Genomic DNA, 20,401 nt, shown 5'->3' with positions numbered 1-20,401 from the left:
GCGGGTGAGAGCCGGAAATGGGGGCTTGCGGCCTAAGCAGCGGGTGGGACCGAGAGCGTAGGTCGGTGAAAACCTGAATCGGGGCCCGCGGGCAAAGCAGCGGGTGGGATGAAGATTTCTTGGGTACCCTGCTTTTTTTCTCCTTGCAATGCAAGAGAATTCTTCGTAAATACTCCCCCGATATGGCCAAACAAAAACTCATCCGCTTCGCCGCCCTTCCAGGATTGGCGAACGTACGCCAGGATCCCGGCAGCCTGCGGGGTCACTGGCACTCCGATTTTTTTCACAATGATCGTCCCATCACCCTCGAACTGGCGTGCGGCAAAGGCGATTACACCTTGGCGCTGGCCCAGCGCTATCCGGAGCGCAATTTTATCGGCATCGATATCAAGGGTCCGCGCCTGTGGGTCGGCGCCACCCGCGCCCTGGAGCTCGGCCTGACCAATGCCGGCTTTGTGCGCGCCAGCATCGAACAGCTTGGCGAATATTTTGCACCTGGAGAAATCGCTGTGATCTGGATTACCTTCCCGGATCCCCATCCAGCAGGCGGCAAGCATAAAAAGCGGCTCACCTCCACGCGGTTCCTCGATCTCTACCAACTCCTCTTACAACCGGATGGCCTCCTCCACCTGAAAACCGATGATGAAGGCCTCTACGCTTTCACCTTGCGGATTCTGGCAAGGCGTAAAGCGGAGGTTCTGGCCAGTACTCCCGACCTTTATTCCGGGCCATCCGATCCCGATCTGACTGGAATTCAGACTGCCTACGAGCAGAGACATATTAAGGAAGGGAAACGGATCAAGTACATCCGGTTTCGCCTGAAAGCGGGTCGGGACTGAGCGTTCCGGCGCGAACCGGTTGGGGACGAAAGGTTACGAAGAGCGTACTGCAAGAGCCGGGTGGGGACGAGAGGGTACGGAGAAAGGTTGATGCCGCCGGGCCGGTCGCAAGGACCAGCCCGGCGGTTACACTCTAGAAAACCGACACCTTGATGTACTTGTCCGGATTCTGCTTCAAATCCTCGATGAGGAGTTTGAGTTCGGTCACCGTCGCATTGAGATTCTTGACATATTCCTTATTCTGCAGCAGCTCGCCCGCTGACCCCTCACCGCTATTGAGCCGGGTCGCGATCCCGGTCAGCTGATCGGAGAGGAGGGAGAGTTTGCCGGCGGTCTCCTCAACCTGCTTAACGCTACCCCGGCTCTCCTTGGCCAGTTCGGTCGCCTCCGAGCCCGCTAGCCGGATGCTTCGGGCGGCTTCGCCAATCTCGGCGATCTGGCGATTGTACATGGGGACATCGAGGGCATCGACCTTTTTATCGACCTTGATGAGCACCTCGTTCATGGTCTTGATAGAGGATGAGGCCTCCCTGATCCGCTGATCGAGTTCACCCCCCTCCATCCGGCTGCGAAGATCCATCAGCATGGTTTTAGCGACTATCATGATATCCTTGTTCTGGCCTTCCAGCTGGCCCTCGGCCGGCAACACCTTCGGCGATTTACCCGGCTCGATGGTGATGGCCTTTTCGCCGATGAGGTTGAGGGTGTTGATTTCAATCTTGGAATCGATCGGGATATGAAAGCGGTCCTTGATATCGACCCGCACCACCACCCCATCCTCCTCGAAGCGCACTCCCTTGGTCCAGCCGATGCGATAGCCGCGCATGAAGACCTGAGAGCGGTCGCGCAAGCCGACAACATCCGAAAATTTAAAAAACACGCGGTACTCGCTCGACGAGATGATCCGCTGGCCCGAGAGCCACAGAATGGCCCAAAGCAGGATCACGGCGCTGAAAAAAATGATCACGCCGGAAATATAGCTCATCTTTTTATAGGTCATATTCTCCTCGTGTCTCGTATAAAAACTCCAGGGTTTCAGCCGAAATTTCTTCCTTGGTGCCGGTAAATGAGATATTTCCCTCCCGGAGGAGGGCAACCCGGTCGGCCACATCGCGCATCAATTTGATGTCATGGGTCACAATGATGGAGGTGGCGGCAATCTCGTTCTTGAGCATGAGGATGAGTTCGCTCACCTTCTCGGCATTGTTCTGGTCCAGTCCGGTGGTGGGCTCATCATAAAAGATATATTTGGGGCGCTTGATCATGGCGCGGGCGATAGCGACGCGCTTGCGCATGCCGCCGCTCAACTCCTCGGGGAATTTGTCGAGGACATCCTCGCCCAAGCCGACAAAATTGATCGCCCGGCTCACCTCGTTGTACATTTGAAACGGGCTCAATCGCTTGTGCATGCGCAAAAAGAGGCTCAGATTTTCGCGCACATCGAGAAAATCGAATAGAGCCGAATTCTGAAAAACGAAAGCGATGTGATTCTGGTAGGCCTGCCATTCCTTGCGGCTCATCTTGAGAATATCGTCTCCATCATAGGCGATCGAGCCCGCGTCCGGCTCGATCAACCGCACCAGAGTCTTGATGAAGACCGTTTTACCCTGTCCGCTCGGGCCGAGGATGACCAGGTTATTATTATCCGGAATATCCAGATCGATGCCGGTCAGCACCTCCTTCTCCTCAAAGCTCTTGTGGACGCCGCGCACGGTGATCATAGTAAAAGTTTTCCCAGATAGTAATCAAAGATGACGATGAAAACCGCCGAGACCACCACGGCGTTGGTGGAGGCGGTCCCGACGCCTTTGGCGCCGCCGGTGGTTCGCAGCCCGAAATAGCTTCCCACCAGGGCGATCAGGACGCCGTACACCGCCGGCTTGATCAGGTTGCCAAAATAGAGTTCGAACGCCTTGAAGTCCATCTGCATGCCGCTGCCGAACTCCTGCGCCGAGATCCAGTCGGTGGCCACCGCTGAAACGAAGAAGGAGCTGAAGATCGCCAGGGCGTTGGCGAAGATGGTGATCACCGGCAGCATCAGCAGGCCGGCGACGATGCGCGGTACCACTAAAAAACCGACGGGATCGAGCGACATGGTTTCAAGGGCCTCGATCTGTTCGGAGATCTTCATGCTGCCAATCTCCGCGGCGAGTGAGGCCCCCAGTTTACCGGCCAGCACCAGGGAGAGGATGATCGGACAGAGCTCGAGGATGGTCGTCTTGAAAATGACATTGACGAGGATTGCACGAGTGAGCAGTTCGGAGGATTGATAGGTGCTTTGCACCGTCGCCCCGAGACCGATGAAGACCGCGATCACTGCCGCAATCGGCAGGGTCTTGACGCTGAAGGCATAGATCTGCTCGAGGAATTGACGGCGGTAGAACCATAGCGACGGCAGCGCCTTGATGCTCTGAATGAAAAGCACAGCGATGTCATACACCGTGGTGAAGAACGAGATCGTGCGCTCGCCCAGCTGTTCAAAGAATTTGTCGGAAAGTATTTTGGCCATAGGCCAATGAACCTTTATTTTTGACAGGTTTCACAGAAAAACGAGCTGCGTCCCCCCTGGACCAGGCGGAGGATCTCCCGGCCGCAGCGCGGGCAAGGCTGCTGCTGGCGGCCATAAACGGCCAGATCAAGCTGAAAAAAACCCGGCTCTCCCTCGGCATTGCGGAAATCGGTCAGGGTGGTACCGCCGCGCTCCACCGCTTCCTGCAAGACCTGGACGACCGCGGCATGCAGCGCCGCGCCCTCCTGCGCACTCAGGCTGTTCCCCCGCCGCTGCGGATGCAGGCCCGCGCGGAAAAGCGCCTCATTGGCGTAGATGTTACCCACGCCAACCACCACCCGCTGATCCATTATCAAGGTTTTGACCGTCCGCTGCGTCGATGCCAAACGTTGCCGGAGAAAATCGGGTGTGAAGGCCGGTGAAAGGGGCTCAAGCCCCAAATCCCTGAGGAAGGCCATTTCGAGCGCCTCGCCCGGCCCGGCATAGTCCAGACTGCCAAACCGCCGCGGATCCCGAAAATGGAGTTCACCACCGTCCGTAAAATGGAAAATAACATGGGTATGGGGTTCAGCCGGCCGCGGCGGATTGCAATAGCTCAACCGCCCGCTCATGCCGAGGTGAATAACGAGGACCCCGCCGCCGTCGAGATGCCAGAGCAGATACTTGGCCCGCCGCTCCAGAGCGAGAATGCGCTGATTGGAAAGCCCACGCAAGACGGTCGCAGAGGGCAAGGGACGGCGCAATTTGGGCGCGCTTACCTCCACCCCGGCAAGCAGCTTGCCGGTGATGTGCGGGGCCAGACTCCTGCAGATCGTCTCTACTTCCGGAAGCTCCGGCATCTCCTTCACTCCCCACGCCGGCGCCCCGTCTCCGGCGATGGTCATCCAGATTTAAGCTAAATTTTACAAAATATTTTTGATAAAACCAACCAATTCTTTCAGAACCCGGCCGCAAAATCCCGCCGCTATTTAACACGACTCTGAAACCGCAGCACCGCAAACGAAAAGATCACTGCACCAAAAACCAGCAGCGCCAGACCCTGGGTGTAGAGATGGTGCAACCCCGCCCCCTTGATTAAAAGCTCGCGTACGACCAGCACGAAATAGCGCATCGGATTGACCAGGCTGATCATCTGCATCACTCTCGGCATGTTCTCGATCGGGAAGAGAAAACCGGACATCAGCAGGAAAAACATCAGGAAAAAGAGGGTCAGAAACATCGCCTGCTGCTGCGTCGCCGAGGAGGCGGAGATGAACAACCCCAGTCCAAGGGTGGTGAAGAGATAAATCAGGGCGAAGAGTATCAGCAAACCGAGATGTCCAGCCAGCGGAATCGTATAAACGATGCGCGCGACTGTCAGCCCGAAAGCCAGCTCGATCAGACCGAGCACCGCAAAGGGCACCAGCTTGCCGATCAGCAGCTCGTGCTTCTTGATGGGCGCCACCAGCAGCTGCTCCATCGTGCCGATCTCGCGCTCGCGCACCAGCCCCATCGCGCTCACCAGCGTCGTGACCATGGTGAGGAGAAAAACCACAATCCCCGGCACCATATAGTCCGAATTCTTGAGTTCCTCGTTGTACCAGACGCGCAGATTGGGGGAGACAAGATGAACCTCCGCGGCAACCTCGCTCGTTTGCAACCGCGCCTCGATCTGGTCGGTCAGATCACGCTGCAGAATGCCGTTGATGTACCCTAGGGCAATGGTCGAGGTGTTGGAATCCTGGCCATCGACCAGCACTTGCAGGGCGGTACGCTCGCCCCGCTGCAGCCGGGCGTTGAAATCCTCAGGAATTACCACCGCCACCGCAGCACGGCCGCGGTCCAGGTACGCCTGCATTCGGCCCGGCCTCGGGTCGTAATAGGCCACATTAAAATATCCCGACTGACGGATATGCTCGACGATCCGACGGCTCGCGGATGAATTATCGAGATCGCAAATGACGGTCCTGATGTTGCGAACCTCGCTGGAGATGACGAAACCGAGCAGCAACAGTTGCACCACCGGTACCACAAACAGGATGCCCAGCATGCTGCGGTCGCGGCGGATCTGGATAAACTCCTTCTTGATGATATGCAGGATCTTGATCACCCGCTACTCCTCCAGATTGATCTTGAAGCGCTTGACGCTGATCAGGATCAGCACGGTCCCGAAAGCCAGCAAAAAGAGGGCCGGCTGCCAGAGCTGGGCGCCCTCCACCCCCTTAAGCATGAGGCCGCGGATGATAACGAGAAAGTATTTGGCCGGGACAATATAGCTGAGGTATTGCAGCAGCCTCGGCATCGAGGCGACCGGAAAGATAAAACCCGAAAGCAGGATCGAGGGGAGAAAGGTCGAGACCATCGCGAACATCAGGGCCAGCTGCTGATTGGGCACGCGCGCTGAGATAAAAATCCCCAGGCTCAAACAGGTGTAGATGAAGATCAGGGCATAGAAGAGCAGCCACAGGGGTTCGCCGCGGAAGGGGACCCCGAACCAGATCCAGGCGAAGAGAATCACCAGCAACCCGGCGAGAAAGGCCAGGAGGATGTACGGCAGGGTTTTCCCGGCGATAATCTCCAGGGCGCGCACCGGCGAAACCAGGATCTGCTCCATCGTCCCGGTCTCGCGTTCACGTGCCACCGTCACCGAGGTGAGCAGGGCGCAGATCAGCATCATGATGATCGCCACCAAGCCGGGGACGATAAAATTGACGCTCTTGAGATCGGGATTGTACCAGACACGCGGCTGCAGCTCAATCGGCGGCTGCAGCACCAGGGCATTGGCCTGCAGTGAGCGGTTGACGAAATAGGCCCGAATATAATTCATCGCCACGGTCGCGGTGTTGGCGTTGGAGCCGTCGAGAATCACCTGCACCTCGCTCAGCGGCCGGCTCCCGTAGGAGGCACCAAATCCCCGCGGAATGATTAGCACCGCAATCATCCGGCGGTGGAGAAAGGCCTCCTCGATCGCTTCGCGGCGTTCGAGGATGCCGCTCAACTGAAAATAATTCGAACTGATCAAACCCTCCACCAGATCACGCGCTGCCGGGCTCTTGTCCTCATCGAGCAGCCCCAGCCGGATGTCGCGGATGTCGAAGGTGATCGCGTGACCATAGAGCAGCACCATCAGGATCGGGAGAAGGAAGATGATGACCAGGCTACGCGGATCGCGCAAAATGTGGAGTAATTCCTTGCGGACGATCGCCAGGATGCGCGCCCTCATACGGTCTCCGCTTTGCGGCTTTCTTGCCGCACTAGATCGATAAAAAGCGCCTCGATGGTCGATTTGCGGTAGCGCTCCTTGAGCTCACGCGGCGAGCCCAGGGCGATAATCCGGCCGTCATGCATGATCGACAGCCGGTTGCAGTATTCGGCCTCGTCCATATAGTGGGTTGTGACGAAGACAGTGGTCCCCCTTTCGGACAGATCATAAATCAGCCCCCAAAACTCCCGCCGTGAGATCGGATCGACACCCCCGGTGGGCTCGTCGAGAAAGAGGATCCTGGGCTCGTGGAGGATGGCACAGGTCAGGGCCAGACGCTGCTTCCAGCCGGTGGGAATATCGCGGGTCAGCTTGCCCAGATGCTGCTTTAGATCGGTCGTGGCGATGGCGGAGGTGATGGCCCGGCCGAGTTCCTCCCGCGAGAGGCCGTAGATCCCGCCGTAGAAATCGAGGTTCTGCGCGACGGTCAGATCGTCGTAGAGCGAGAATTTCTGTGACATGTAACCGATGGTAGCCTTGATCTGCGCCGTCTCCGAGTAAATGTCATAACCCGCGACCGTGGCCCTGCCGGAGGAGGGCAGCAGCAGCCCGCAGAGCATACGGATGGTCGTGGTCTTGCCCGCGCCATTGGCGCCGAGGAAGCCAAAGATCTCGCCCTCGCGCACCTTGAAGCTGATGCCGTCGACGGCAACAAAATCGCCGAAACGGCGCGAAATCCCCTCCACCTGAACGGAGTACGCTTCTGTCATGGCACTGCTCACTTTAGCAATTCGACAAACACGTCCTCAATCCCCGCCGCAATCGGGGCGACCGAATCGGCGCGGATGCCGGCCGCCTCCAGCAACGCGGTCACCTGATGCTGCAAGGTTTCGTCATCCCCCGAGGCGCTGAGGTGAATCCGGTCGCCGAAGACCTGGACCCTTGTGAAAGCCCCGCTGGCGCGTAAGAGGCGCGCCGCCACGAGATTATCCGGCGTGACCACCTCGAAGAGTTTCTTGGTGTAGAGCCCCGGGATGGCCTCCGGGCGCTCGACGGTGAGCAGCCGCCCCTTGTGAATAAACGCCACCCGGTCGCAGCGCGCCGCTTCATCCATGTACGGAGTGGTCACGAGAATGGTCACACCCTCCTGGTTCAGGGTGCCGAGGATCTCCCAGAACTCCCGCCGGGAGACCGGGTCGACGCCCGTGGTCGGCTCGTCCAGCATCAGGATCCTGGGCGTGTGGATCAGGGTGCAGGAGAGGGCGAGCTTTTGTTTCATTCCCCCCGAGAGACGGGCGGCGAGACGGCTGGTGAAGGGAGCGAGCCGGCTGAAGTGCAGTAGCTCGGTCATGCGGCGTTCGCGCTCTCCCTTGGGCACCTGGAAGAGATCCGCGAAAAAGCGCAGGTTTTCCGCAACTGTAAGATCCGGGTAGAGCGAGAAGCGCTGCGGCATATAGCCGAGGAAGCGACGCACCTCGCGGGGCGCCCGGCGCGGGTCAAGGCCGCCGACGCGGACGTCGCCGGCGTCGGCGAAGAGTAGACCGCAAAGGATGCGCAGAGTGGTGGTCTTGCCGGCGCCGTCGGGCCCGATCAGGCCGAGCATCTCCCCCGGCTGGACGGTCAGGCCGAGTCGGTCCAGGGCCGTCACCGCGCCGAAGGACTTGCGCAGGCCGGAGACTTGAATATCGTACGCCATCGGGCGAGCCCTCAGAGCAGGGTCACGTCGGCTGGCATGCCGATTTTGAGGATGCCGTCGGGGTTGTCCACCGCCACCTTGACCGCATAGACCAGATCGGAGCGCGCCTCGCGCGTCTGCACATTCTTGGGCGTGAACTCGGCCTTGTCGGCGATCCAGACGATCCGGCCGGGGAAGGTCTTGCCGGGATAGCCGGAGAGGGTGAGCTGCGCCGGGCCGTTGAGCCGGATGCGCGTGATATCCTTATCCTTGAGGTAAATACGGACGTACATCCGCGTCAGGTCGGCCAGGGTGACCACCGGCGCAAGCGGGCGTGCCACCTCGCCCGCTTCCATATAGGTGTCGATGACGACGCCGCTGATCGGCGCGGTCACGCGGCTGTCGCGCAACTGGCTGCCGATGAGCCCGATCTGCGCCTTGAGCTGCGCTTCCTTGGCGTCGAGAGCGGCCAGACTGGTACGCCCGTTCTCGAATTGCGCCTCGGCCGCCTTGCGCGCGGTCTCGAGATCATCGAACTGCTGCTGTGTTGCACTGCCATCCTCGAGCAGCACTGCGATGCGCTGGCTCTTCCGGGTGAGGTTGTCGAGGTTCTCTCCGGCGGTGCGGGTGAGGCGAGAGGCGTTGATGCGGTTGAGCCGCAGTTCCTCCAGCGCGGCCAGAGCCTGCTGTTGCTGCAGGACGATCTTTTCGCTGTCGATGGCGGCGATGAGCTGCCCGGCTAAGACCGATGCCCCCTCGTCGACCAGCAGGGCGGTCAGAGTGCCGCCCGATTTGGCGCTGACCAGGACCTCGGTCGCCTCCAGCGTTCCCGAGCCGGTGATGACGCCGCTCTCCTTTTTGCCGCAGCCGCTGAAGAGCATCAGAACGGCGATGACGAACACGACCTGGGATAAGACTTTCATAGACTCCTCTTTCAGAATTGAGAGTACTCCTTTTCGCCGAGGCCCACAGCGCGGCGCCAGTTGGCGCGCGCCAGATCCGATTCGATCTCCGCACCGCTCTGCTGCAGCAGGGCCCGGGTCAGCTCGGATTGTGCATCAAAGTAATCGGTGTTCGACGCCTGACCCTGCTGATACTGCTTCTCGGTCACCGCGAAGCTGGCCCGCGCCTGTTCGGCCATCCGTCCAGCCACCTCCAGCCGTTTGGACGCCTCATTGAGGCGCAGATGAGCCTGCTTGACATCGAGCGCGATCGCCTCCCGCAGCTGGCGCTCGCTCTCGGCGATCCCCTTCAGCCGCAGTTCGGCCTGCTCGATCCTGGAGACCGTCCGCCCGCCGTTCCAAAGATTCCATTCGGCGCCGACTCCGACCAGCCAGTAGTCCATCCACTCATTGCGGATCATGTCGAGGCCGGGTTTGCCATAACCGTAGCTGGCAAAACCGGCGAGTGCGGGAAGACGCCCTCCCCTGGCTATCTTGCGGCCGGCATCGGCAGCCTGATGGGCCCTGGCCAGGCTCGCCAGTTCTTCCCGGTTGGCTGCGGCCAGTTGCAGTGACGCCTCAAGCGTGCCCGGTTCGATATGGCCGGGGCCCATCGCCGTCAGGCCGGTTCCAGCCGGCAGGGGAGCCGCCAGGAGGTTCTCGAGTGCGGCCGCCGCCAAAGCGACGCCGTTTTCGGCCTGCAGCAGCGCCAGATCGGCTTCCGAGGCCTTGACCTCAACGCGCAGCCGCTCGTCGCGGCGGGCCAGCCCCTGTTCGACCATCACCTCGACGTCACGCAGATGAGCGGCGATCTGCTCGCGGGCGCTGCGGGCGATCTCCGCCCCCTTTTGCGCCTGCAGCAGGGCGGCATAGGCCGATTCAACCCGGAAAATCAACTCGCCACGCTGACGCTTGAGTTCACTCTCCTTGGCGCCGGCCATCGCCTCGGCGGCCCTCCTGGAGCCGCTTAGCCGGAACCCGGTGAAAAGGGGCTGACTCAGCGTCAACCGCAGGTCCGAGTTGTCCAGCGAACCCAGCTTGATCCCACCCTTCGGGAAGAACTGCTGGAACAGCGGCGCATCGAAATGCAGTTCGGGGATGGTGCTCTGGCGGCGATAGCTGCCGCTGAAATCGAGGGAAGGCAGCCGAGCCGCCTTCGCCTGGTCGGCATCCGCAGCGGCGATCCCCGCCTCGCTTTCGGCCACCTTCAAACCCGGATTATTGGAGAGGGCTGCATGCACACACTCCGGCAGACTCTGCTGCGCTGCCGCCGCCCCTCCCAGCGCCAGCAGCAACAGACTGAGGATGGGAAATCGCCTGGGAATCCATGATGGAGATGACATGTCACTCCTCCTGACGCGGAATCAAACCGTAGAGCATGAGGTCCACGATGGCCTTCTCCCGCTCCGCCAGCATCCGGGCTTTGTCGGAGAAGGCCTCGGGAAAGGCGGCTGCGAGGATCGGCTGCACAATGAAGACAAAAATATTGAGCGCTACAAGATTCCAGACCGTTTGCAGCGGATCGACCTTGCGGAGTCGCCCGTTTCGGATCGCTGCCGGTATTTCGTCCCTGAGGGCCTGCAACGGTCCGCTGAAGCGGCGGAAATTGCTCCGCACCAGCTTCTCGACCACCGGGTTGCCGCTGTGAATCTCGCGGACAATCATCCTCGGCAGCTCGGGATGCCGGTTGAGAAAGTCCAGGTGCAGATGGACCAGTTGCGGGATCACCACCTTGGGATCGATCGCCTCAACTTGGAGGATGGAGCTGAACAGTTTTAAAAGATTAGTAAAGTTTTCCGAAAAAATGGCGGTGAAGAGCGCCTCCTTGGAGTTGAAATAGTAATAGATCATCGCCTTGTTGGCGCCGGCGCGATCCGCAATTTCCTGCATACGCGCCCCGTCAAAACCCCGCTCGGAGAAGACTTCCGCGGCCGCCTGCTTGATCCGGTCACGCATATTTTCCCGGTCGCTCATGGTTCTCCTGCTGCAAGGATCCACTCCCGCTGTGGAACGTGTGGAACAACGGCCGTCCCGAAGGGTTCAAAAGCGGCAGTCTTTTCCCCGCCGCTGAATTAACCATTTGGTTTAACCAACTATTTAGTTAAAAATACTACATCTTGTGGAATTTGTCAAGTATTTTCTGCGTTTAACGGCAACTTTTGCCGACCTAAAAAAAAGTTGCTACCTGTGAAGAAAATACTTGACTTCCAATAGCATGGCTTTTATATTTAACCAAGCTGTTTCTGAAGCTACATCGCCTCCTCTAACTGTGCTCACTCCATGGCCGTCCCCCCCCCGGCTTTGGAGTCTCCCTCATCATTTTCGGCTTCGTCAGGAGAAGCAGCCATGGGAGATCAACCCATCTACTTTTGGCAGTTGATCAGCAGCGGCTTAGGGCTTTTTTTGGTGATCCACGCCGCATTTGCCAAGGAGTTCCTCTTCATCACCGGCGACGAACGGCTCCTGCGCATCTCCAAATTTTTCCTCGGCCTGGCGCTCTCGCTGCTGCCCTTTTTCAGCCGGCTCTGAGAAGCTGCCAAAAAACAGAAACGCCCGGGAGTCCCCTCCTCCGGGCGTTTTTTTTGCGCCGGGTTCCGCGATTATTGTGTCATCAACGCCTGCAGTCGCTCTCCCGAAGCGGCCAACACCTCCTGGTGCAGCGAACGGCCGTGCGCATCGATGGTCACCACCGCAGGGAAATCCCGCACCCGCAACTCCCAGACCGCTTCGGGGCTGCCCAGTTCTTCGAGATGGACGCTGACCACCTCTTCGACGCACCGGGCATAGATCTGCGCCGCTCCGCCGATGGCGTGCAGATAGACCGCTCCGTGCGCCGCCAGGGCCTGACGCGTCCGCTCCCCCATGCCCCCCTTGCCGATGATCGCCTTGAGGCCGTATTTTGCGATGATCTCCGCTGCATAGGGTTCCTCGCGGATCGAGCTGGTCGGCCCTGCGGCCACTACCTGGCGCCGCCCGCCGGCCTCGATCACCACCGGACCGCAATGGTAGATGATGCCGCCGCGCAAGATTTCGAGCTCGCCGCCTTCATGCAAATACTTGTGCACGGCATCGCGACCGGTGAACAGGGTGCCGCTGAGCAGGACGATCTCCCCGACCGCTAGGGAACGCACCGTCGCTTCATCCAGCGGCGCCTGCAGCCGCCGCACCCGCGCCGGATCGAAGACCATCTCCGCAGGCGCAGCGGGTTCGGCGGCGAATTCGCCCGCTTCATGATAAAGCCAATCGACCAACGTGCCCTGCGCATCCAGCAACAGACCGCGGCGGCGATAGGCCCAGCACATATAGGCGACGCTGACAAAGAAGGAGGCAGGCAGGCGATTGCGGCTGCCGATCTTGCAGCCGCCGAGGGTCAGGCGGCCGCCAAAGCCCATGGGGCCGATCCCGAGGCGGTTGGCGTCCGCCACTACGCGCGCCTCCAGGTCCGCCAGCGCGGGCACGGGGTTAACATCATCAACCGGCCGCAGCAGCTGCTCTTTCGCATAGGCATACCCTGTGGCGCGATCGCCGCCGATGCAAACCCCGAGAAACCCCGGTCCGCAGCCGTGGCCCTGCGCCTGCAGCACCGCCTGGAGAATGCAGGCATGAACCCCTTGCAAATCGCGGTTATAGCGCACGCCGTCAAAGGTGGCGGGGAGCATGAACTGCGCACTGGTATTCTCGCAGCCGCCCCCTTTGAGGATGAGGCGGATATCCAGGTTCTCTCCGGGCCCCTGCTCGAAATGGCAGACCGGGCTGCCGGGCCCCAGGTTGTTGCCGCTGTTCCGGCCGGTGAGGCTGTCGACCGAATTCTGCCGCAGATAGCCATGGCGGGTCGCATCAACCACCGCCGCCTCGATGGCCTGGCGGATGGCGATCTGGTCGGCGCCAACCGGCACGCGCAGGTAAAAGGTGAGGGTGCCGGTATCCTGGCAGATCGGCGCCGAGCGCTGCCGTGCGAGGCCGATGTCAAGGGCGACCATCTCCAGAGCCAGTCGGGCCCGCGATTCGGGCTCCTCCAGGCCGCGCGCATCGGCCAGCACAACCTCGACATCGCGCGGCAGAAAGGCCGAAGTGCGGCGGATGAGTTCGAAAAGATGTTGCTGCAGCAGGGTGTAATCCATACCACCTCCGTATTTAAGGGTCGCGCTCTACAGCATGTAACCATTCGCGGCCCGGTATTATTCGCGCCGTTCCGGCGCGCCCGGTTTGCGCACATCCTTCAGCGCCCGCCCGGTTTCCGGCCGCCGACGTAACTTGCACCCCCGCTGGCGCCTACCCGTTTTCCGGCCGCCGCACTTTTTGCTTGGAGGATTGCGCGAAATTCTTTATCATGTGACCATCTAACCGGGAGTCTAAATGAAACCGTGCCTCCGCCTCATCCTGCCGGGCCTGATTGCGCTCGCCCTGGCCTGTGCGCCGAAAGCAGTTCTGCGCAAACCCGCCTACGACTACAGCAAAATGGACAAGGAAAGCATTCACGTCCATAAAAAAATCGAAGCCCTGATTGCCGAGTGCACGGCGACCAAATCGCCTCTGCCCCTCTCCAACGGGGTGCGCATCGAATCCCTCATCCTCAAGTCCAGCGAAAAGTCCCTCGCGGTCACTTTCAGCAAAAACTTTTCCTATCCCGCCTTCCGGCCTGATAATGTCAAAGCGACCTATGCCCGGCTCCATGCGCTGCTCGGCAAGAAATACGACCGTTACAACATCACCCTCTACACGCTCGGCCAGCCGATCGAATCCCTTATCCCCAATCTCTACCGCCGCAATGCCCGTCAATGGGACCGCAGCCGTATGGCCCGGCAGACGCCGCGACCGGCGGCCCTGGTGCGGCGCATCAGCCGCCCCAGTCAACCCAGCCTCGGACTGCTGAATCGCACCATCGACGTTCGTCCCAGCCACGGCTGGTATTACAATGCCGGGACGGACCGTTGGGAATGGCAGCGTCCGCGCCTTTTCGAGACCGTCGAGGATCTGCTCCCTTTCTCGTTCACCACCTTTTATCTCATTCCAATGCTCGAGAATGCCGGAGCGGTGGTCTTTACACCGCGCGAGCGCGACATCCAGACCCGTATGGTGATCGTTGACAACGACACCCCGGCATCCACCGGCGCCGGCTACCACGAATCCGGACCCGGGTGGCACTGTGGCGCGGAGAAAGGCTTCGCCATCGGCCGTCCACCCTACGAGGTCAATCACAATCCCTTCCTTCAAGGCACCCATCGTCTCTGCACCAGCGACACCGTCGGGACGAGCTGCGCCTTTTGGCGGCCGGAGATCCCCGCCGACGGCGATTATGCTGTCTACATCTCCTGGCATGCCTCTCCGGACAACCTCGATGATGCCCTCTATACCGTCCGCCATGCCGGTGGCGCAACGCAGTTTCTGGTCAATCAGCAGATCGGCGGCTCCACATGGATCTATCTCGGCACCTTCCGCTTCCTGAAGGGCTGCCATCCCGACAGCGGCAGCGTCGAGCTGAGCAACCGGGGCCACACCCCCGGCCGTCTGGTCAGCGCCGATGGCGTCCGTTTCGGCGGCGGCATGGGCGACATCCTGCGCAATGGGGCGGTCAGCGGCAAGCCCCGTTTCGCCGAGGGGAGCAAGTACTATCTTCAGTTCGCCGGCTTTCCCGACACCCTGATCTACAATCTCAACGATGGCCGCGATGATTATCGAGATGACTATAACAGTCGCAGCGAGTACGCCAACTATCTCTACGGCGATCCCTTCGGGCCGAAGAAGAGCCGCCACGATCCCGGCCGCGGCATCCCTTTTGACCTCAGCTTTGCCTTTCATACCGATGCCGGAATTACCCGCAACGACACCACCATTGGCACCCTGAGCATTTACAGCTATCAATCCGCGGATTCGACGTTCAGCTTTCCGGACGGGGTATCGCGCATGGCCAACCGCGATTTCGCCGATGTGCTGCAGACCCAGCTTGTTGAGGATCTGCGTCGGCTGTATGATCCGGTCTGGAGCCGCCGTCCGCTGATGGACGGCGATTACAGCGAGTCTCGGCGCCCGCAGATCCCTTGCACCCTGCTCGAGTTGCTCTCACACCAGAATTTTCTGGACATGAAGTATGCCCTCGATCCGCGTTTCCGTTTTGACACCGCGCGCGCTATCTACAAGGCGATGCTCAAATTTATCGCCTTTCAAAACCAGAGCGCCTTCGCCGTCCAGCCCCTGCCGGTGGACCATTTTCAGGCCCTGCTGAGCGGCCCGGGGGAGGCAACCCTAAGCTGGCAGCCGGTCAGCGATCCCCTCGAACCGTCGGCCGAGCCGCAGAATTACATCGTCTACATGCGCCAGGAGAACGGCGGTTTTGACAACGGCACACCGGTCGATCAGCCGCGCCTGGTGGTCCGGCCGATCAAGCCGCGGGTGCTCTACAGTTTCAAGGTGACCGCGGTCAATGCCGGCGGCGAGAGCTTTCCCAGCGAGGTGCTCTCCCTCTGCCAGCTGCCGGAGGACCCTGAGCCGGTCCTGGTGGTCAACGGATTTGACCGGGTCGCGTCTCCTGCCTGGATCGACGGGGCAGAGTACGCGGGATTCACCGATTTCCTCGATCAGGGGGTAGCCGACCATTTCAGCATCGGGTATACCGGGAGCCAGACCGACCTGAAGACCGACTCCCCCTTCCGAACCAATGATGCCCCCGGTCACGGTGCCAGCGCTGCGGCCTGGGAGGCGAAGCCAATCTGCGGCAATACCTTCGATTTTCCCGCGGTTCATGGCCGTTCGATCCGCGCCGCTGGCCGCTCCTTCGTCTCCTGCAGCGATGAAGCCCTCACCAGCGGGCGGGTCGATCTGCGCCGCTTCAGGCTGGTCGATCTGATCCTTGGGGAGCAAAAGCGGACCCGCTGGCCTACCGCCGCCGGCGATTCGCTGCGCGGCCCGCGGTATGCCGCTTTCTCGCCAGGACTCTGCGCGGCCCTCGACAGTCTGCTCAACCGCAAGGGGGGGCTCTTCGTCAGCGGGGCGTACATCGGCAGCGATCCTTGCGCCGGGAAAAAGTCCGACGACTCTCTGGTTCAGTTCATCGAGCGGCGCTTGCATTACCGTTGGACGGCCGATCACGCCGCCACCGAGGGGATCCTCTTCAGCGCGGATGACCGCTTCTGGCCGCGCGGGACCCCGTTCCGGTTCATCACCCGGCCGGATTCACAGATCTATGCCGCCGAGGCTCCCGACGCCATTGATCCGGTCAACGGCAGCCGCACCATTCTCCGCTACAGCGAGAACCAGTTCAGTGCCGCCACAGCCTTTAAAAAAGGCCATGCTGTAGTCGCTATGGGATTCCCCTTCGAGACCCTCGCCGCAGCGCCGGAGCGGGATCGGTTGATGCGGGCTATTCTGGCCTTTTTGACGCAACAATAAAAATCATTTCATTTTTGGCCAATTTGCATTATATTTCGATTGAAGAGGGGCCCGCTGCGCCTTGCAGACGGCCCCGCAAAGGGAGTCCAGTCGATTCACGCAGCTGAATGGGGAATGCCCATGAAAGGTTTGTTCGTCAAGAAAGCAGCAGAACATCCCGAGCAGAATGAAGAGGAGATCAGCCAGCTCCTCAAGGCCATGCCGATCTTTCAGGATTTAACACGGCGGGAACTGGCGGCGGTGGTGCGCATTCTGCACCAGCGGGAATACCAGCCCGACGAGGTCATTTTTCGTGAGAACGAACCGGGGATGGGGATGTACATCCTCCAGACCGGCCGGGTGGCCATTCTCTCCGAAGCCGGCAAACTGCAGCTGGCCGAATTCAGCGATGGTTCATTCTTTGGCGAGATTGCGCTGCTCGATGCCGCGCCGCGCTCGGCGACAGCCGTGGCGCGCGCCCACTGCCGCATTTTCGGCTTTTTCCAGCCCGATCTGTATGGCCTGATCGAACGCAATCCGCAGCTGGGTATCAAGATCGTCCTCGGCCTCTCGCGGCTGGTTTGCGAGCGGCTGCGCCAGACCAACCAGCGCACCTATGCCATCAACGAGGCGCTGCAGCAGATGCGCCAGACGCCGCAGTAGGAGGTGAACGCATGATCTCCTTCCGCGACCCCAGTACCCGCAAGATGCTGCTGCTCCTGTTTGTGCTGGTGCTGATCATCATCCTGCTCGCCATGGGCGGCGTCGCCCAGATGATGATCATCGCCATTCTACTCGCCTACATCCTCGATCCGCTGGTAGTGCGCATGGAAGCGCACGGCATCTCACGCACCGCTGCGGCGGGGATCATCCTGCTGACCATCACCCTGCTGCTCATCATCAGTCTGCTCACCTTCGTGCCAGCCCTCAAGGCCCAGCTGATCGCGATGGGCAGCGGCGAGAGTTCAGCCAAGACCGATCTTGCCCTCGCCAAGCTGCAGGAGGTGGTGCGAGCCAAGATGGGCTGGCTCGGATATGGCGATATCGACCTCAAGGTCAAACTGGCGGAATTCAAGGCCTCTTTCGGCAAGAAGATCATCGACTTCCTCGTCAAGGATGTGGTCGAGATCGTTCTCGCCCTGGTCACCATCCCCTTTCTCATGTTCTTTTTTATCAAGGATGCGCGCAGCTGGAAGAAAGGACTGATCCGGATGGTCCCCAACCGCTATTTCGAGTTCAGTCTCGATCTCATCCACAAGATGGACCAGCAACTTGGCAACTATTTACGCGGCCAGTTCATCGATGCGGTTTCGATCGGCACGCTCGCAACGATCGGCCTGGGTGCCCTGAGCGTGCCCTATTTCTTTCTACTCGGGCCGTTCTCCGGCCTGGCCAATCTCATCCCCTACGTCGGCCCGTTTGCCGGCGGCATTCCGTCGATCATCATCGCCATCATGGAGAACGGCGATCTCTCGGCCGGGGGGCACGTTGCGCTGCTCTTTCTCGGCCTCAAGCTGGCCGATGATCTTTGTATCCAGCCGCTCTCGGTCTCGAGCAGCGTTCACCTCCATCCGGCGCTGGTCCTGGTCACCTGCATCATCGGCGGCAACCTCTTCGGCCTCATCGGCATGCTGCTTTCGGTCCCCGTCACCGGCTTTGTCAAGGTGGTGGTCACCGAGAGTCTCCAGACCCTCAAGGCGTACCGATTTTCCTGAGTATGGCCTGCAAAAAAACCTTCCGGCCTCATCCTCCGGAAGGTTTTTTTGTCCTCTCAGGCCCGCGGTGTCAGGGCCAGCAGCCTTGCCGGTGCGCCGCTGCCGCCTGTGATGGCCAAGGCACCGATGATCAGCCAGGCGCCCGTTGGCGGCGCCTGCGCCAGGCGGGCCAGATTCTCCAGGTGCAGGCCTCCATGGTGCGCCAGGAGGGTGCCGGCGGCAAAATCAGCCGAAGCACCGCCATCCACTCCGGGAGTATCGATTCCCACAATGCGCACACCGCGCTCCACTACCAGCAACTGCATCGCCTCCAGACTGATCCCCGGAAAGTGCATGGTGCCACCGGCATCGCGGGCCAAATAAGCTGCCGCGTCAGGCCAGCGGCTGCTCCAGCCGGTCTCCACCACCACTGCGGCATCAGCAGCGATCGGACCGAAGCGTTTTTCCCAACCGGTCACGCCCGCAGCGGTGAGTAGATCGTCCTGATGCAGCCGGCGGGTGATCTTGACCAGGGGAGCCACAAGCTGTTCCGCGGAGAAGCGGTCCATGCTGGTGCCGCCGGTGACAAAATGGCAAGGTGCTCCGCAATGGGTGCCACTGTGCTCACCGCAAGAGAGGGCATTCAGGAGATAACCCTCCCGTTCATATCCTGCGGTTGGGGTGATCCAAACGGGGGGATCCCCCGGCCAGACCGGCATATCCGCTGCAAAGGGATGGGAAAGATCAAGAATCCGGAAAGGAAAGACCGATCTCATGGTGCCTCCTGCTCGATGGGCGAGTGAAACCCGGGCCAGGCTGCAATGTAGGAAAGCAGCGCCTGAATAACAAGGCAAAATACGGTTCATGCTGCAGAACGCCCAACATGCGCACAATTTGCTTGTTTTTTTGCTGCATAGTCCTTATGTTTTTTCGTGGCATTGGACCATTTCTAATGTCTTGTTATTTCGTATAGTTGAACCATTTTTTAATCAACCTCGCGAGGAACCATGAAAAACCGTTTGCACTTCCTGCTGCTCCTCCTGTTTTTTATGGCCGGTGCTCTCGCTGCTCAGGGCATCACCTTCCATGGCAGCGCGCGCAACTCGATCTATGCTTTCGAGAGTGACAAAGTGCATACCCGTTTCTTCCAGTACCTCAATTTCACTGCCGTCAGCCCCTGCAGGCACCTCGCCCTGAATTCCAATCTTCGTTTTCTGACCGATGCCAACCAGGATCTCGATAATGATATGCGCTTCCGCGCCTTCGCTCTTACGCTCGAGGCCAGAAACTTGCTTGATGGCAAGCTGAACCTGGCTTTCGGCCGGCAGTTTCTCCATCCTGGCACCGCCCTGGGCGCCCTCGACGGCCTCAATGCCCGCTATGCCTTTGATCAAAGATTTTCGCTGCAGCTTTATGGCGGCGTTGAGAGTGTCGCCTCCCGTGCCTTCAAGATCCAGAAATTCGCGGATGCATCGGTTGTGGGGGGCGCGTTTCAGGTGAAGAAGGTCTACGCCTCCACCGCCCAGCTCTTTTATTTGCGCAAATTCAACAGCGAGGCCGCCTATTGGCAAATCACCGGGGCCAATCTGGAGAGCAACCTGGTACCTTATGTGCAGCTGCGGCTCCAGTCCCACTATGATCTCGAGAATGAGCGGCTCCATCGTTTGCTGCTGAACGCCAGCCGTTCCTGGAACGGAAAACTGGCCACTTTTATCGAATACAAGCGGCAAAATCCGCAGGTTTACGCCAACTCCTATTATACCATCTTTGAAGTCAAACCCTACTCGCAGATCCGCACCGGCGCCGACTATGCGCTTACGCCGGGTCTGGCCGTCGAGGCCCAGTATCAGCACCTGATGTTCGACGCCGATCAGGCGGACCGCATTCTGCTTTCTCTCAATAACGACGACGGCAGCATCGGCATGATGTACGAAACCGGCTACACCGGCGACCAGATCAGCGCCTATTTCAACTATGGCTACGAGATCCTGCCCAAACTGGTCGCCTCATTGTATGCCGATTATTCAAAATACCGCACCGAGACCATATACGAATACGACGACCAAATCGCCAATGCCGCGCGCTTGAGCTACTCCCTCGGCCGCTGGAACTTTGTCGGCGAATATCAGTGGCTGACCAACCGTTTGAAAGAAAACGATTCGCGCTTTCTGAACCATATCACCTACCGCTGGTAGCC

Annotated in this window: 19 protein-coding genes; 6 read left to right on the top strand and 13 right to left on the bottom strand. The window is 60.0% G+C overall.

From position 1 onward, the window contains the following. Positions 1–182: 182 nt before the first annotated feature. On the top strand, positions 183–839 hold the full coding sequence (gene trmB / locus PLH32_12730; GenBank protein ID HQJ65471.1) for a tRNA (guanosine(46)-N7)-methyltransferase TrmB: 657 nt from the start codon (positions 183–185) through the stop codon (positions 837–839). Positions 840–972: 133 nt separating this feature from the next. Here the strand turns inward: trmB and PLH32_12725 are convergent, their stop codons facing one another. The 11 genes from PLH32_12725 to PLH32_12675 all read right to left on the bottom strand — a co-directional run bounded on the left by PLH32_12725 (position 973) and on the right by PLH32_12675 (position 11,119). Beyond that, positions 973–1,839, bottom strand: coding sequence for an MlaD family protein (locus tag PLH32_12725; protein HQJ65470.1), 867 nt, complete (start codon positions 1,837–1,839; stop codon positions 973–975). Further along, a complete protein-coding gene (locus PLH32_12720) occupies positions 1,829–2,560 on the bottom strand; it encodes an ATP-binding cassette domain-containing protein (protein ID HQJ65469.1) in 732 nt (243 codons plus the stop codon). Before PLH32_12720 ends, PLH32_12725 begins: the two co-directional genes overlap by 11 nt. After that, positions 2,557–3,348, bottom strand: coding sequence for an ABC transporter permease (locus tag PLH32_12715; GenBank protein HQJ65468.1), 792 nt, complete (start codon positions 3,346–3,348; stop codon positions 2,557–2,559). The genes PLH32_12720 and PLH32_12715 overlap by 4 nt, the downstream gene beginning before the upstream one ends. 14 nt (positions 3,349–3,362) lie before the next feature. Next, positions 3,363–4,187 carry a bifunctional DNA-formamidopyrimidine glycosylase/DNA-(apurinic or apyrimidinic site) lyase gene (gene mutM / locus PLH32_12710; GenBank protein HQJ65467.1) on the bottom strand — a complete coding sequence of 275 codons (825 nt, stop codon included), beginning with the start codon at positions 4,185–4,187 and terminating at the stop codon, positions 3,363–3,365. Positions 4,188–4,312: 125 nt separating this feature from the next. Then, positions 4,313–5,437: an ABC transporter permease gene (locus PLH32_12705; protein ID HQJ65466.1), complete on the bottom strand. Its 1,125-nt coding sequence runs from the start codon at positions 5,435–5,437 to the stop codon at positions 4,313–4,315. A gap of 3 nt (positions 5,438–5,440) precedes the next feature. Continuing rightward, on the bottom strand, positions 5,441–6,550 hold the full coding sequence (locus PLH32_12700; protein ID HQJ65465.1) for an ABC transporter permease: 1,110 nt from the start codon (positions 6,548–6,550) through the stop codon (positions 5,441–5,443). Continuing rightward, entirely contained in the window at positions 6,547–7,299 is a 753-nt protein-coding gene (locus tag PLH32_12695) for an ABC transporter ATP-binding protein (GenBank protein ID HQJ65464.1), read from the bottom strand. The genes PLH32_12700 and PLH32_12695 overlap by 4 nt, the downstream gene beginning before the upstream one ends. 8 nt (positions 7,300–7,307) lie before the next feature. Further along, positions 7,308–8,225: an ABC transporter ATP-binding protein gene (locus PLH32_12690; protein ID HQJ65463.1), complete on the bottom strand. Its 918-nt coding sequence runs from the start codon at positions 8,223–8,225 to the stop codon at positions 7,308–7,310. A gap of 11 nt (positions 8,226–8,236) precedes the next feature. Then, complete coding sequence (locus PLH32_12685) at positions 8,237–9,127, bottom strand: efflux RND transporter periplasmic adaptor subunit (protein ID HQJ65462.1); 891 nt, start codon at positions 9,125–9,127, stop codon at positions 8,237–8,239. Between the two features lie 11 nt (positions 9,128–9,138). Beyond that, positions 9,139–10,488 carry a TolC family protein gene (locus PLH32_12680; protein ID HQJ65461.1) on the bottom strand — a complete coding sequence of 450 codons (1,350 nt, stop codon included), beginning with the start codon at positions 10,486–10,488 and terminating at the stop codon, positions 9,139–9,141. A gap of 1 nt (position 10,489) precedes the next feature. Continuing rightward, positions 10,490–11,119: a TetR family transcriptional regulator gene (locus PLH32_12675; protein ID HQJ65460.1), complete on the bottom strand. Its 630-nt coding sequence runs from the start codon at positions 11,117–11,119 to the stop codon at positions 10,490–10,492. 372 nt (positions 11,120–11,491) lie between these two features. Here PLH32_12675 and PLH32_12670 point away from each other — a divergent pair, with 372 nt between their 5' ends. Beyond that, positions 11,492–11,674 (top strand): hypothetical protein, encoded by a 183-nt coding sequence (locus PLH32_12670; GenBank protein ID HQJ65459.1) that lies wholly within the window; start codon positions 11,492–11,494, stop codon positions 11,672–11,674. A gap of 71 nt (positions 11,675–11,745) precedes the next feature. Here the strand turns inward: PLH32_12670 and PLH32_12665 are convergent, their stop codons facing one another. Further along, positions 11,746–13,266: a FumA C-terminus/TtdB family hydratase beta subunit gene (locus tag PLH32_12665; protein HQJ65458.1), complete on the bottom strand. Its 1,521-nt coding sequence runs from the start codon at positions 13,264–13,266 to the stop codon at positions 11,746–11,748. A gap of 235 nt (positions 13,267–13,501) precedes the next feature. On the opposite strand from PLH32_12665, the gene PLH32_12660 reads away from it, so the two are divergent. The 3 genes from PLH32_12660 to PLH32_12650 all read left to right on the top strand — a co-directional run bounded on the left by PLH32_12660 (position 13,502) and on the right by PLH32_12650 (position 18,225). Next, positions 13,502–16,531 carry a fibronectin type III domain-containing protein gene (locus tag PLH32_12660; protein ID HQJ65457.1) on the top strand — a complete coding sequence of 1,010 codons (3,030 nt, stop codon included), beginning with the start codon at positions 13,502–13,504 and terminating at the stop codon, positions 16,529–16,531. A gap of 120 nt (positions 16,532–16,651) precedes the next feature. Beyond that, the gene (locus tag PLH32_12655; protein ID HQJ65456.1) at positions 16,652–17,173 is read left to right on the top strand and encodes a cyclic nucleotide-binding domain-containing protein; all 522 of its coding nucleotides are present in this window, start codon (positions 16,652–16,654) and stop codon (positions 17,171–17,173) included. Between the two features lie 11 nt (positions 17,174–17,184). Continuing rightward, positions 17,185–18,225: an AI-2E family transporter gene (locus PLH32_12650; protein HQJ65455.1), complete on the top strand. Its 1,041-nt coding sequence runs from the start codon at positions 17,185–17,187 to the stop codon at positions 18,223–18,225. A 56-nt stretch (positions 18,226–18,281) separates the two neighbouring features. On the opposite strand, the gene PLH32_12645 is transcribed toward PLH32_12650, so the two are convergent. Beyond that, positions 18,282–18,980 (bottom strand): cyclase family protein, encoded by a 699-nt coding sequence (locus PLH32_12645; GenBank protein ID HQJ65454.1) that lies wholly within the window; start codon positions 18,978–18,980, stop codon positions 18,282–18,284. Positions 18,981–19,211: 231 nt separating this feature from the next. Here PLH32_12645 and PLH32_12640 point away from each other — a divergent pair, with 231 nt between their 5' ends. Beyond that, positions 19,212–20,399: a hypothetical protein gene (locus PLH32_12640; protein HQJ65453.1), complete on the top strand. Its 1,188-nt coding sequence runs from the start codon at positions 19,212–19,214 to the stop codon at positions 20,397–20,399. Positions 20,400–20,401 lie beyond the last annotated feature (2 nt).

This window comes from bacterium (assembly GCA_035419245.1).
GTDB lineage: Bacteria > Zhuqueibacterota > Zhuqueibacteria > Residuimicrobiales > Residuimicrobiaceae > JAKPUX01.
The sequence above is the reverse complement of the archived record's forward strand: the minus strand, read 5'-3'. Positions and strand labels throughout refer to the sequence as shown.

Coding starts and splice junctions, on each gene's coding strand:
- PLH32_12660 (HQJ65457.1), top strand. CDS start 13,502: ATGAAACCGTGCCTCCGCCTCATCCTGCCGGGCCTGATTGCGCTCGCC.
- PLH32_12685 (HQJ65462.1), bottom strand. CDS start 9,127: ATGAAAGTCTTATCCCAGGTCGTGTTCGTCATCGCCGTTCTGATGCTC.
- PLH32_12680 (HQJ65461.1), bottom strand. CDS start 10,488: ATGTCATCTCCATCATGGATTCCCAGGCGATTTCCCATCCTCAGTCTG.
- PLH32_12640 (HQJ65453.1), top strand. CDS start 19,212: ATGAAAAACCGTTTGCACTTCCTGCTGCTCCTCCTGTTTTTTATGGCC.
- PLH32_12670 (HQJ65459.1), top strand. CDS start 11,492: ATGGGAGATCAACCCATCTACTTTTGGCAGTTGATCAGCAGCGGCTTA.
- PLH32_12675 (HQJ65460.1), bottom strand. CDS start 11,119: ATGAGCGACCGGGAAAATATGCGTGACCGGATCAAGCAGGCGGCCGCG.
- PLH32_12715 (HQJ65468.1), bottom strand. CDS start 3,348: ATGGCCAAAATACTTTCCGACAAATTCTTTGAACAGCTGGGCGAGCGC.
- PLH32_12700 (HQJ65465.1), bottom strand. CDS start 6,550: ATGAGGGCGCGCATCCTGGCGATCGTCCGCAAGGAATTACTCCACATT.
- PLH32_12720 (HQJ65469.1), bottom strand. CDS start 2,560: ATGATCACCGTGCGCGGCGTCCACAAGAGCTTTGAGGAGAAGGAGGTG.
- PLH32_12695 (HQJ65464.1), bottom strand. CDS start 7,299: ATGACAGAAGCGTACTCCGTTCAGGTGGAGGGGATTTCGCGCCGTTTC.
- PLH32_12665 (HQJ65458.1), bottom strand. CDS start 13,266: ATGGATTACACCCTGCTGCAGCAACATCTTTTCGAACTCATCCGCCGC.
- mutM (HQJ65467.1), bottom strand. CDS start 4,187: ATGCCGGAGCTTCCGGAAGTAGAGACGATCTGCAGGAGTCTGGCCCCG.
- PLH32_12650 (HQJ65455.1), top strand. CDS start 17,185: ATGATCTCCTTCCGCGACCCCAGTACCCGCAAGATGCTGCTGCTCCTG.
- PLH32_12655 (HQJ65456.1), top strand. CDS start 16,652: ATGAAAGGTTTGTTCGTCAAGAAAGCAGCAGAACATCCCGAGCAGAAT.
- PLH32_12690 (HQJ65463.1), bottom strand. CDS start 8,225: ATGGCGTACGATATTCAAGTCTCCGGCCTGCGCAAGTCCTTCGGCGCG.
- PLH32_12725 (HQJ65470.1), bottom strand. CDS start 1,839: ATGACCTATAAAAAGATGAGCTATATTTCCGGCGTGATCATTTTTTTC.
- trmB (HQJ65471.1), top strand. CDS start 183: ATGGCCAAACAAAAACTCATCCGCTTCGCCGCCCTTCCAGGATTGGCG.
- PLH32_12645 (HQJ65454.1), bottom strand. CDS start 18,980: ATGAGATCGGTCTTTCCTTTCCGGATTCTTGATCTTTCCCATCCCTTT.